Source organism: Streptomyces sp. SID5469 (assembly GCF_009862865.1).
Lineage (GTDB): Bacteria > Actinomycetota > Actinomycetes > Streptomycetales > Streptomycetaceae > Streptomyces > Streptomyces avermitilis.
Map to the genome: position 1 here is coordinate 3,567,305 of NZ_WWIN01000001.1, position 14,216 is coordinate 3,581,520.

The window sequence follows — 14,216 nt, forward strand, 5'->3', positions numbered from 1 at the left end:
CGACAGATGCCTGCTCGTCCGCCTGATCAGGACACGCCTAGGTCGCGGTCGATGAAGTCGAAGATCTCGTCGTCCGTCGCGGCTTCGAGATCGGTGGTGTCCTGCTCGGCGGCTCCGGTGCCGGTGCCGAGCTGGGTGATGAGGTCGCGGAGATGGTCGACGATGTCCTCGCGGGCCCGGGCATCGGGTGCGACGCTGTTCAGCGCCTCGCCGATCCGGGTCAGCTCACGCCGGATGTCGAGGACGTCGGCGATGCCCTGCTGCCCGTCCTGGGCCAGCCCGGCGCGGAGGTGTTCGGCGATGCGCTGCGGGTTGGGGTGGTCGAAGACGAGCGTGGCCGGCAGCCGCAGTCCGGTGGCCTTGGACAGCCGGTTGCGCAGGTCCATCGCGGTCAGCGAGTCGAAGCCGAGTTCCTTGAACGGCCTGGTCGGCGTGATCTCCGCCGTCGACCCGTGCGCCAGCACCTGGGCCGCCTCGCCGCGCACCAGCCCCAGCAGCGTGGCCTGCCGCTCGGGGTCGGTCAGCCCGGCCAGACGCTTGCGCAGATCCGCGCCGGCCGCCCCGTCCTCCGGGCCGTCCTCGATCTCCTCGGCGTCACGCAGTACCTGTGCCGCCTCGGGGATGTCCTCGATGAGCGGGCGGCGCCGGGCCATCGCGTATCCCGGAGTGAACAGCGCCCAGTCCATGTCGGTCACCGTCACCGACACCTCGTCCTGCTCCAGCGCCTGCCGCAACGCCTGCACCGCCAGCACCGGATCCAGCAGCCGCACACCCCGACGCGACAACTGCTCCGCCGTGTCCCCCACCGCCATCGCCGTCGCCTGCCAACCGCCCCACGACACCGACGTCCCCGCCACACCACGCGCCCGCCGCAACCGCACCAGACCGTCCAGATAACCGCCCGCGGCCGCATTCGCACCATTACTGCCACTGCCCCACACCGCAGCCCCGGAGGAGAACACCACGAACGCCTCCAACTCCACACCGAGCTCGGCGGTCAACTCGTCCAGATGACGAGCGCCCGCGATCCTGGCGGCGGTCTGCGTGTCGAGGTCGGTCACGTCGAGGTCGGCCAGCGGTCCGTGACCGGCGACTCCGGCGGTGTGGAAGACGGCGGTGAGGGGGTGCTCCGCCGGGATGCCGGCGATCACGTGGGCGAGGGCGTCGCGGTCGGTCACGTCGCACGCGGCGAACGTCACCTCCGCACCCAACCCGCCCAGTTCCGCGGCCAGTTCGGCAGCACCCTCGGCCCGCTCACCACTACGGCTGACGAGCAGCAGACGCTCGGCGCCCTCCTTCGCCAGCCAGCGCGCCAGATGCGCACCGATGCCACCGGTGCCGCCGGTGATCAGCACCGTGCCATGGGGGTTCCAGTCGCGTACGGGTGCCGGATTCGCACCCAGCGGAGCCCGCACCAGACGCCGCGCATACGCACCCGACGACCGCACCGCTACCTGATCCTCACCCTCCCCCGCCGCCAACACACCAGCAACCTGAGAGGCCACCCGCTCGTCCCACACCTCCGGCACATCGACCAGACCACCCCAACTGCCCGGCTGCTCCAGACCGACGATCTGCCCCAGCGCCCACACCTGCGTCTGCACCGGACGGATCTCATCGCCCGAGTCCACGGACGCGGCTCCGCGGGTCACCACCCACAGAGGGGCCGCCGACTCGATGTCGCCATGGGCCTGGATGAGCGTCAGTGTCGAGGCGACCGCGGTGTGTTCGTCCCAGGCGAGCAGCGAGACCACGCCCGCCGCCTCGGGAGTCCCGGCGAGCCGTTCGGCCAGCTCCGCCCGGTCCGTCCCCGCCTCGATCGCCAGGACCACGACCTCGGCACCGGCGCCGGCGAGGGTCCGCTCCATCCGCTCGGTCGGCGCACCGTCGCTCGGGGCGACCACCAGCCACGTGCCCGACAGCCGTGCCGAGAGGGGCCGATCGTTCGTGCGCCATTCGGTGCGGTAGCGCCACGAGTCGAGTGTCGTCTGCTTCCGGCGGCCCTTGCGCCAGGCCGACAGCGCGGGCAGCCAGGCCTCCGCGGCGGCGGCCGGGTCGGGCCCGGTGCCGCCGGATGTGTCGAGCACCTCGGTGAGATCGGCGAGATCCTCACGTTCCACGGCATCCCAGAACGCGGCGTCCATCGCGTCCGCCGAGGCCTCCTGGATCTCGCCTCCGACGGAGACGCCTTCGAGCCAGTAGCGCTGGTGCTGGAAGGCGTAGGTCGGCAGGTCGACCCGGCGGGCCCCGGTGCCGGCGAACAGCACCGACCAGTCGACGGGCGCGCCCGCCACGTAGGCCTCGGCGAGCGAGGTCAGGAGACGGTCCGCGCCACCGTCGTCACGCCGCAACGACCCCACCGTCACCACAGCCCGGTCCGCGACCTCACCGGTCTCGGCCACCGCCATCGTCAACACCGGATGCGGACTCGACTCGACGAAGACCGAACTCCCCTTCTCCGCCAACAGCCGCACCACCGGCTCGAACCGCACCCGCTCCCGCAGATTCGTCACCCAGTACCGCGCGTCCAGACCGGACGTGTCCAGCCGGTCGCCGGTCACCGTGGAGTAGAAGGCGACCGTGGACGACTTGGGCCGGATGTCGGCGAGTTCGGCGAGCAGGTCGTCGTTGAGGGCGTCGACCTGCGCGGAGTGGGAGGCGTAGTCCACCGCGATACGACGGGCCCGCACCCCCGACTCCTCACACTCCGCGAGGAGTTCGTCGAGGGCGTCGGGCTCCCCCGAGACCACCACCGAGGTGGGCCCGTTCACCGCCGCGACACCGATCCGGCCCTCGAACCGGGCGAGACGCTCCTCGACGCCCTCCACCGGCAGCGCAACGGACACCATCCCGCCCTTGCCGGACAGCTTCTCCAGCACCAGCCGCGACCGCACCGCCACCACCCGCGCCCCGTCCTCCAGCGACAGACCACCGGCCACGCACGCCGCAGCGACCTCACCCTGCGAATGCCCGACCACCGCAGCCGGGTCCACCCCGAACGAACGCCACACCGCCGCCAGCGACACCATCACCGCCCACAACACCGGCTGCACCACATCCACCCGGGACCACAACGGATCCCCCGCGTCCCGGAACACCACATCCCTCAGCGACCAGTCCACCAACGGCGACAACGCCCGCTCACACGCCACCATCGACTCGGCGAACACCGGCGAGACATCCCACAAATCCCGCCCCATCCCCACCCACTGCGACCCCTGCCCCGGGAACACGAACACCACCCGGCCACCGGCGGCGGTGGTGCCCGACACGACGCCGGCGTCCGGCTCCCGCGCGGCGACCGAGCGCAAACGGTCGAGCAGGCCGGCCGCGTCGCCGCCGAGCACCACCGCACGGTGTTCCAGGTTCGCTCGCGTCGTCGCCAGCGAGAACGCCACGTCGGTGACGTCGAGGCCCGGCTCGCGCTCCACCAGGCCGCCCAGGCGCCCGGCCTGGCCGCACAGGGCGCCGCTCGACCGGCCCGAGAACACCCACGGGACGACCGGCGTCACCAGTGCGGGTGCTGCCGGGGCCGCCTCGTCGGGCGCGGCCGGTGTCTCCTCGGCGGCGGGCGCCTCCTCGATGATCACGTGGGCGTTCGTGCCGCTGATGCCGAACGAGGACACGCCCGCCCGGCGCGGACGCTCCCCCTGCGGCCACTCCCGCGCCTGGGTCAGCAGCTCCACCGCACCGGCGGACCAGTCCACCTTGGGGGTCGGTTCGTCCACGTTCAGGGTCTTGGGCAACAGGCCGTTGCGCAGGGCCAGTACGGACTTGATGACGCCCGCGACACCGGCCGCGGCACCCGTGTGCCCGATGTTGGACTTCACGGAGCCGAGCCACAGCGGCCGGTCGGCCGGTCGCTCCTGACCGTACGTGGCCAGCAGCGCCTGGGCCTCGATCGGGTCGCCCAGCGTCGTCCCCGTACCGTGCGCCTCCACCATGTCCACGTCCGCCAGCGCCAGTCCGGCGTTGGCGACCGCCTGCCGGATCACCCGCTGCTGCGAGGGACCGTTCGGCGCGCTCAGACCGTTCGACGCACCGTCCTGGTTGATCGCGCTGCCACGGATGACGGCGAGCACTTCATGACCGTTGCGGCGCGCGTCCGAGAGCCGCTCGACGACCACCATGCCGACGCCCTCGCCCCAGCCGATGCCGTCGGCGGCGGCCGCGAAGGCCTTGGTGCGGCCGTCCACCGAGAGTCCGCCCAGCGTGTCGAACTCCGCGAACGCGCCCGGGGTGGCCATCAGACCGACGCCGCCGGTCAGGGCGAGCGAGCACTCACCGCCGCGCAGCGCCTGGGCGGCGAGGTGCAGGGCGACCAGCGAGGACGAGCACGCCGTGTCCACCGTCACCGCGGGCCCCTCCAGGCCGAGGGTGTAGGAGATGCGCCCGGACATGACGCTGCCGGAGGAACCGGTGACGGCGTAGCCCTGGCTGGCCGGCGAGTTCATCAGGAGCGCGCCGTACTCGACGGCCGTACCGCCGACGAAGACGCCGGTGTCGCTGCCCCGCAGTGAGTGCGGATCGATGCCGGTGCGCTCCACGGCCTCCCACGACGCTTCGAGGAGCAGCCGCTGCTGCGGGTCCATCGCCATCGCCTCACGCGGCGAGATCCCGAAGAAGCCGGCGTCGAAGTCGCCCGCCTCGTGCAGAAATCCGGCACGGCGGAGGCTGGCGAGGTTCCACCGGTCCCAGCCGCGGTAGGAGGGGAAGTCGGACATCCCGTCCTTGTTCTCCACCACGACCTGCCACAGGTCCTCCGGCGAGGAGACTCCGCCCGAGTAGCGGCAGGCCATGCCAACGATGGCGAGGGGTTCGTCGGCATCGGCCCGTACGACGTCGGCGGCCGGGACGAGGTCCGGCCCGGCGCCGATCAGTTCGGTGCGCAGGTGGGCGGCGAGCTGCCGCGGGTTGGGGTAGTCGAAGACGAGGGTCGCGGGCAGCCGCAGACCGGTGGCGGTGTTCAGCAGGTTGCGCAGTTCCATCGCGGTCAGCGAGTCGAACCCGAGTTCCTTGAACGGCCGCTCCGGAGTGATCTCGGCCGTGGAGGAGTGGGCCAGGATGCGGGCCGCCTCGCCGCGCACCAGGTCCAGCAGCAGATCGAGCTGCTCGGCCTGGCCGAGCGCCGCGAGCTCCGTCCGGAGGGCCGAGCCCGCCGAGTCGTCACCGAGCACGTCGGCGGAGTCCTCGCTCAGGACGCGGGCGACTTCGGGGATGTCCTCGATCAGGGGACGGCGCCGGGCCATCGTGTAGCCGGGGGTGAAGCGTTCCCAGTCCATGTCGGTGACCGTCAGCGCGGTCTCGTCCTGCTCCAGCGCCTGTCGCAGGGCCTCGACGGCCCGTGCCGGGTCCATCGGACGGACGCCGCGGCGCGCGAGCTGCTCGGCGGTGTCGTCGGTGGCCATGCCGGTGGCCTTCCAGCCGCCCCACGACACGGAGGTCGCGGCGAGGCCGCGGGCCCGGCGGTCCCATGCGAGTCCGTCCAGGTACGCGTTGGCCGCGGCGTAGCCGCCGTTGCCGGCGCTGCCCCAGATCGCGGCTCCGGAGGAGAACACCACGAAGGCGTCCAGTTCGAGGCCGCGTTCGGTGGTGAGCTCGTCCAGGTGACGGGCGCCGAGGGTCTTGGCGGCCATCTGTGCGTCCAGGTCGGCGAGGTCGAGTTCCCGTACGGTGCCGTAGCTGGCGACTCCGGCGGTGTGGAAGACGGCGGTGGGCGGGTGCTCGGCGATCACGTGGGCGAGGGCGTCGCGGTCGGTCACGTCGCACGCGGCGAACGTCACCTCCGCGCCCAAGCCGCCCAGTTCCGCGGCCAGTTCGGCAGCACCCTCGGCCCGCTCACCACTACGGCTGACGAGCAGCAGACGCTCGGCGCCCTCCTTCGCCAGCCAGCGCGCCAGATGCGCACCGATGCCACCGGTGCCGCCGGTGATCAGCACCGTGCCATGAGGGTTCCAGTCGCGTACGGGTGCCGGGTTCGCGCCCAGCGGAGCCCGCACCAGACGACGGGCATACGCACCCGACGACCGCACCGCTACCTGATCCTCACCCTCCCCCGCCGCCAACACACCAGCGAACCCGGAAGCAACCCGCTCGTCCCACACCTCCGGCACATCGACCAGACCGCCCCAACTACCCGGCTGCTCCAGACCGACGATCTGCCCCAGCGCCCACACCTGCGTCTGCACCGGACGGATCACATCGCCCGACCCCACCGAGGCGGCGCCATGCGTCAGGACCCACAACGGCGCCTCAACCCCGGCATCCGCCAAGCCCTGAACCAACGTCACTGTCGCGGCGGGTGCGGCCTTCTCGTCCCAGCCCAGCAGCGACACCACACCGGACAGTTCACCGGCTTCGGCCAGGCGCCCGGCCAGCGCCTCGCGGCCCTCCTCCGTCTCCCACGCCAGTACGACGACCTCGGCGCCGGCGCCGACCAGGGCCTCCTCGATCCGCTCGGCCGGAGCACCTTCGCCGGGGGCGACCACCAGCCACGTGCCCGACAGCCGGCCCGCCGACGGCACCGTCACCGAACGCCACACCGTCCGGTACCGCCACGAATCCAGCACCGACCGCTCCTGACGCCCCTTGCGCCAAGCCGACAACGCCGAGAGCACCGGCTCCCACGCCTCCGGGTCCGCACCGTCGACCAGCGCGGCCACGCCCTGCACATCGGCGCGCTCCACCGCACCCCAGAAGGCCGCGTCCACCGGGTCGACGACGCCGTCCGTACCGGGCGCGGCCGCGTCCTCGAGCCAGTAGCGCTGGTGCTGGAAGGCGTACGTCGGCAGCCCGATCCGGCGGGTTCCGGTGCCGGCGAACAGCACCGACCAGTCGACGGGAGCACCGGCGACGTGTGCCTCGGCGAGTGACGTCAGGAGACGGTCCGCGCCACCGTCGTCACGGCGCAGCGACCCCACCGTCACCACAGCCCGGTCCGCGACCTCACCGGTCTCGGCCACCGCCATGTTGAGTACGGGGTGCGGACTGGCTTCCACGAAGAGTCCGTGCGCCTGGTCGGCGAGCAGCCGCACCACCGGCTCGAACCGGACCCGCTCCCGCAGATTCGTCACCCAGTACCGGGCGTCCAGACCGGACGTGTCCAGCCGCCCCCCGGTCACCGTGGAATAGAAGGCGACCGTGGACGACTTCGGCCGGATGCCGGCGAGTTCGGCGAGCAGGTCGTCGTTGAGGGCATCCACCTGCGCGGAGTGCGAGGCGTAGTCCACCGCGATACGACGGGCCCGCACCCCCGACCCCTCACACTCCGCAAGGAGCTCATCCAGTGCCTCGGGCTCCCCCGAGACCACCACCGAGGTGGGCCCGTTCACCGCCGCGACACCGATCCGGCCCTCGAACCGGGCGAGACGCTCCTCGACGCCCTCCACCGGCAGCGCAACGGACACCATCCCGCCCTTACCGGACAGCTTCTCCAGCACCAGCCGCGACCGCACGGCCACCACCCGCGCCCCGTCCTCCAGCGACAGACCACCCGCCACACACGCCGCAGCAACCTCACCCTGCGAATGCCCGACCACCGCAGCCGGCTCCACCCCGAACGAACGCCACACCGCCGCCAGCGACACCATCACCGCCCACAACACCGGCTGCACCACATCCACCCGAGACCACAACGGATCCCCCGCGTCCCGGAACACCACATCCCTCAACGACCAGTCCACCAACGGCGACAACGCCCGCTCACACGCCACCATCGACTCGGCGAACACCGGCGAGACATCCCACAAATCCCGCCCCATCCCCACCCACTGCGACCCCTGACCCGGGAACACGAACACCACACCGGTGTCCGTGCCGTTGCCACGGATCACGGCCGGGGAGATGGCGGCTTCGGCGACGGCGTTCAGCCCGCGCGTGAGTTCCTCCGAGGTGCTGCCGAGTACCACCGCACGGTGTTCCAGGTTCGCTCGCGTCGTCGCCAGCGAGAAGCCCACATCCAGCGGGGCCGCCTCGGGACGCCCGGCCAGGTGCTCGGCCAGCCGTGCCGCCTGAGCCCGCAACGCCGCCTCGGTACGCCCCGACACCAGCCACGGCACCGGCCCGCTCAACGCCGGACGCCCCTCCGCCCCCGGCGCCTCCGCGGACCCCGGCACCTCCGCACCCTCCGGCTCCGGCGCCTGCTCCAGAATCACGTGCGCGTTCGTGCCACTGATCCCGAACGACGACACACCCGCCCGGCGCGGACGCTCCGCATCCGGCCACTCCCGCGCCTGCGTCAACAGCTCCACCGCACCCGCCGACCAGTCCACCTGCGGCGTCGGCTCGTCCACATGCAGCGTCTTCGGCAACAGGCCGTTGCGCAGGGCCAGTACGGCCTTGATGACGCCCGCCACGCCGGCCGCGGCACCCGTGTGCCCGAAGTTGGACTTCACGGAGCCGAGCCACAGCGGCCGGTCGGCCGGACGGTCCTGCCCATAGGTGGCCAGCAGCGCCTGGGCCTCGATCGGGTCGCCCAGCGTCGTCCCCGTACCGTGCGCCTCCACCATGTCCACGTCGGCGGCCGACAGACCGGCGTTCGCCAGCGCCTGCCGGATCACCCGCTGCTGCGAAGGCCCGTTCGGCGCGCTCAGACCGTTCGACGCGCCGTCCTGGTTGATCGCGCTGCCACGGATGACGGCGAGCACTTCGTGACCGTTGCGGCGCGCGTCCGAGAGCCGCTCGACGACCACCATGCCGACGCCCTCGCCCCAGCCGGTGCCGTCCGCGGATGCCGCGAAGGCCTTGCAGCGGCCGTCGCCCGCCATACCGCCCAAGGTGTCGAACTCCGCGAACGCGCCCGGCGTGGCCATGATGGTCACACCGCCGGCCAGGGCCAGCTCGCACTCGCCGTTGTTCAGGGACTGAGCGGCTAGGTGCAGGGCGACCAGCGAGGACGAGCACGCCGTGTCCACCGTCACCGCGGGACCCTCCAGGCCCAGCACGTACGACACCCGGCCCGACATCACGCTGCCGAGCGCACCGGTCATGCCGTAGCCGCCGCCGGCCTCGGCCGAGCCCATCAGCACCGCGGGGTAGTCCTGCGGGCCGCCGCCGACGAACACTCCGGTGGAGCTGCCTCGCAGCGACCACGGATCGATACCGGCCTGCTCCACCGCCTCCCACGACGTCTCGAGGAGCAGCCGCTGCTGCGGGTCCATCGACGCCGCCTCACGCGGCGAGATCCCGAAGAAGGCGGCGTCGAACTCCCCTGCCTCGTGCAGGAAACCGGCCTGGCCGACCGCGGGTGCGCCCCAGCGGTCCCAGCCGCGATCGGTGGGGAAGTCGGACAGTTCGTCGCGGCCTTCGACGATCAGCCGCCACAGGTCGTCGGCGTCGCGCACGCCACCGGGGTAGCGGCAGGCCATGCCGACGATCGCGAGCGGTTCGTCGTCCACCGGCCGGACGGCCGGTGCCGCGGGTCCGGCTGTCCCCGGCAGACCGTCCACCAGCTCGGTACGCAGCAGGGCCGCCAGCTGTTCCGGGTTGGGATAGTCGAAGACGAGCGTGGCCGGCAGTCGCAGTCCGGTGGCCTTGGACAGCCGGTTGCGCAGGTCCATCGCGGTCAGCGAGTCGAAGCCGAGTTCCTTGAACGGCCTGGTCGGCGTGATCTCCGCCGTCGACCCGTGCGCCAGCACCTGGGCCGCCTCGCCGCGCACCAGCCCCAGCAGCGTGGCCTGCCGCTCGGTCTCCGTCATCGCGGCGAGCCGCTCCCGCAGACCCACGCCTGCCGAGTCCAGGGTCTCCCCGGCCCCGGCCGCCCCACTCAGTGCCTCACCGGCTTCGGGGATGTCCTCGATGAGCGGGCGGCGCCGGGCCATCGCGTATCCCGGAGTGAACAGCGCCCAGTCCATGTCGGTCACCGTCACCGACACCTCGTCCTGCTCCAGCACCTGCCGCAACGCCTGCACCGCCAGCACCGGATCCAGCAGCCGCACACCCCGACGCGACAACTGCTCCGCCGTGTCCCCCACCGCCATCGCCGTCGCCTGCCAACCGCCCCACGACACCGACGTCCCCGCCACACCACGCGCCCGCCGCCGCCGCACCAGACCGTCCAGATAACCGCCCGCGGCCGCATTCGCACCATTACTGCCACTGCCCCACACCGCAGCCCCGGAGGAGAACACCACGAACGCCTCCAACTCCACACCGAGCTCGGCGGTCAACTCGTCCAGATGACGAGCGCCGAGAACGCGGGCGGAGAGCACGTCGGTGAAGTGCTCGGGGGTGGCGGTGGCGAGTTCCGCGTAACCGGATATACCGGCGGTGTGGAAGACGGCGGTGAGGGGGTGCTCCGCCGGGATGCCGGCGATCACGTGGGCGAGGGCGTCGCGGTCGCTCACGTCGCACGCGGCGAACGTCACCTCCGCGCCCAAGCCGCCCAACTCCGTGGCCAGTTCGGCAGCACCTTCTGCCTGCTCGCCACTACGGCTGACCAGCAGCAGACGCTCGGCGCCCTCCTTCGCCAGCCAACGGGCCAGATGCGCACCAATACCGCCGGTACCACCCGTGATCAGCACCGTGCCATGGGGGTTCCAGTCGCGTACGGGTGCCGGGTTCGCACCCAGCGGAGCCCGCACCAGACGACGGGCATACGCACCCGACGACCGCACCGCTACCTGATCCTCACCCTCCCCCGCCGCCAACACGGCAGTCAGCCCGGAAGCAACCCGCTCGTCCCACACCCCCGGCACATCGACCAGACCACCCCAACTACCCGGCTGCTCCAGACCGGCCACCTGACCCAGCGCCCACACCTGCGTCTGCACCGGGTGCACCACATCCTCCGCACCCACCGACGCGGCACCCTGCGTCAACACCCACAACGGCGCCTCGACCCCGGCATCCGCCAAAGCCTGGACGAGCGTCACCGTCGCGACAGGCGCGGCCTCCTCATCCCAGCCCAACAGCGACACCACACCCGACACCTCACCGGCTCCGGTAAGGCGCCCGGCCAGAGCCTCACGGCCCTCCTCCGCCTCCCACGCCAGTACGACGGCCTCGGCGCCGACCGCCTCCAGCGCCCGCCGGACCTCCTCGACCGGCCCCGCGCCCCCCGGCGTCACCACCAGCCACGTCCCCGACAACCGGCCCACCGACGGCACCGTCACCGAACGCCACACCGTCCGATACCGCCACGAATCCAGCACCGACCGCTCCTGACGCCCCCGGCGCCAAGCCGACAACGCCGAGAGCACCGGCTCCCACACCTCAGGCTCCGCACCGTCCACCAGCGCGGCCACGCCCTGCACATCGGCGCGCTCCACCGCACCCCAGAACGCGGCATCCGCCGGGTCGTCGGAGAAACCGCTCTGGCCGGGCAGCGCAACGTCGTCGAGCCAGTAGCGCTGGTGCTGGAACGCGTAGGTCGGCAGATCGACCCGGCGCACCGGCATCCCGGCGAACAGCACCGACCAGTCGACGGGAGCGCCCGCCACGTAGGCCTCCGCGAGCGACGTCAGGAAGCGGTCCGCGCCACCGTCGTCACGCCGCAACGACCCCACTGTCACCACAGCCCGGTCCGCGACCTCACCGGTCTCGGCCACCGCCATCGTCAACACCGGATGCGGACTCGACTCGACGAAGACCGAACTCCCCTTCTCCGCCAACAGCCGCACCACCGGCTCGAACCGCACCCGCTCCCGCAGATTCGTCACCCAGTACCGCGCGTCCAGACCGGACGTGTCCAGCCGCTCACCCGTCACCGTCGAGTAGAACGCCACCGACGACGACCGGGGCTGAATGTCCGCGAGCTCCCTCAACAGATCCTCGTTGAGGGCATCCACCTGCGCGGAGTGCGAGGCGTAATCCACCGCGATACGACGGGCCCGTACCCCTGACTCCTCACATTCCGCAAGGAGTTCATCCAGTGCGTCGGGCTCACCGGAGACGACGACGGAGCCGGGCCCGTTGACGGCCGCGACACCGATCCGGCCCTCGAACCGGGCGAGACGCTCCTCGACCTCCCCGACCGGCAGCGCAACGGACACCATGCCGCCCTTGCCGGACAGCTTCTCCAGCACCAGCCGCGACCTCACGGCCACCACCCGCGCCCCGTCCTCCAGCGACAGCCCACCCGCCACACACGCCGCAGCGACCTCACCCTGCGAATGCCCCACGACAGCGGCAGGCTCCACCCCGAACGAACGCCACACCGCCGCCAGCGACACCATCACCGCCCACAACACCGGCTGCACCACATCCACCCGGGACCAGGACGGAGTGCCCTCCTCCTGCCGCACCACGGCGAGCAGCGACCAGTCGACGTGCGGGGCCAGTGCCTCCCCGCACTCCTCCATCCGTGCGCGGAACACCGGTGCGGAGTCCAGCAGCTCCGCCGCCATCCCCACCCACTGCGACCCCTGACCCGGGAACACGAACACGACGCCGCTGTCGGCGGTGGCTCGGCCGGCCACGACACCCGCGACGCCCGCACCGTCCCCGCTGTCGGCGACCGACCGCAGTCCGGCGATCAGTTCGTCGCGGTCGGCGCTCACCACCACCGCCCGCTGTTCGAAGGCCGAACGGGTCCGCGCCAGCGAGAAGCCCACATCCAGCGGGGTCGCCTCGGGACGCCCGGCCAGGTGCTCGGCCAGCCGTGCCGCCTGAGCCCGCAACGCCGCCTCGGTACGCCCCGACACCAGCCACGGCACCGGCCCGCTCAACGCCGGACGCCCCTCCGCCCCCGGCGCCTCCGCGGACTCCGGTACCTCCGCGCCCTCCGGCTCCGGCGCCTGTTCCAGGATCACGTGCGCGTTCGTGCCACTGATGCCGAACGAGGACACACCCGCCCGTCGCGGGCCGTCCGTCTCCGGCCACTCCCGCGCCTGCGTCAACAGCTCCACCGCACCCGCCGACCAGTCCACCTGCGGCGTCGGCTCGTCCACATGCAGCGTCTTCGGCAACAGGCCGTGCTGGAGCGAGAGAACGGCCTTGATCACTCCGGAGACGCCGGCCGCGGCCTGGGTGTGTCCGATGTTGGACTTCAGGGTGCCGAGCCACAGCGGCCGGTCGGCCGGGCGGTCCTGGCCGTAGGTCGCGAGCAGCGCTTCGGCCTCGATCGGGTCGCCCAGCGTCGTCCCCGTGCCGTGCGCCTCCACCATGTCCACGTCGGCGGCCGACAGACCGGCGTTCGCCAGCGCCTGCCGGATCACCCGCTGCTGCGAAGGACCGTTCGGCGCGCTCAGACCGTTCGACGCGCCGTCCTGGTTCACCGCCGACCCGCGGATCACCGCCAGGACGGGGTGACCGTCCCGGCGCGCGTCGGTCAGGCGCTGGACGGCGAGTACGCCCGCCCCTTCGCCCCAGCCGGTGCCGTCGGCGGACGCGGCGAAGGCCTTGCAGCGGCCGTCGCCCGCCGATCCGCCGGTCGCCGAGAACTCCGCGAAGATCGACGGGGTGACGAGCACCAGCACGCCGCCGGCCAGCGCGAGATCGCATTCGCCGGTGCGCAGCGACTTGACGGCGAGGTGCAGGGCGACCAGCGAGGACGAGCACGCCGTGTCCACCGTGACCGCGGGACCCTCCAGGCCCAGCACGTAGGAGATCCGGCCGGACAGCACACTGCCGGGGGCGCCCGTCAGCGCGTAACCGCCCGCTCCCTCGGCCGAGTTCATCACCAGCGCGCCGTACTCCTGCGGGGCTCCGCCGATGAACACGCCGGTGCGGCTTCCCTTGAGCGTGGCGGGGTCGATGCCGGCCCGCTCCAGTGCCTCCCACGACGTTTCCAGGAGCAGCCGCTGCTGCGGGTCCATCGCCATCGCCTCACGCGGCGAGATGCGGAAGAAGGCGGGGTCGAAGTCGCCGGCGTCGTGGAGGAAGGCACCCGTACGGGCGGTGGGGATGTCCCAGCGGTCCCAGCCGCGGTCGGTGGGGAAGCCCGACATGGCGTCGCGGCCTTCCGTGATCAGCCGCCACAGGTCCTCGGTGTCGCGGACACCGCCCGGGTAGCGGCAGCCGATGCCCACGATGGCGAGAGGTTCCGCGGAGGCCGTGGTGAGCCGCTGGTTCTGCTGCCGAAGCCGCTCGTTCTCCAGCAGCGAGGCCCGCAGCGCGTCGACGACCTCCGACATGGAACTGTTCATGCTCAACTCCCACTCAAGTGTTTCGTCATCGCGCAAGGACAGGCCCTTTTGCAGGCTATGGGGCCGGGAGCTGGATCCCGGCCCCAGTTCTGGACCGCGAACACCCCTAAGTTCTGGGTGGGGTGGCCCGCG

Annotated in this window: 1 protein-coding gene; it reads right to left on the reverse strand. The window is 72.2% G+C overall.

The window, feature by feature from the left end; genetic code table 11:
• Window positions 1-26: 26 nt before the first annotated feature.
• Window positions 27-14,084 carry a type I polyketide synthase gene (locus tag GTY58_RS15120; protein WP_010984328.1) on the reverse strand — a complete coding sequence of 4,686 codons (14,058 nt, stop codon included), beginning with the start codon at window positions 14,082-14,084 and terminating at the stop codon, window positions 27-29.
• Between the last annotated feature and the right edge of the window lie 132 nt (window positions 14,085-14,216).

Excerpts from the sequence above, each read along its gene's own strand:
- GTY58_RS15120 (WP_010984328.1), bottom strand. The coding sequence starts at position 14,084 with ATGAACAGTTCCATGTCGGAGGTCGTCGACGCGCTGCGGGCCTCGCTG.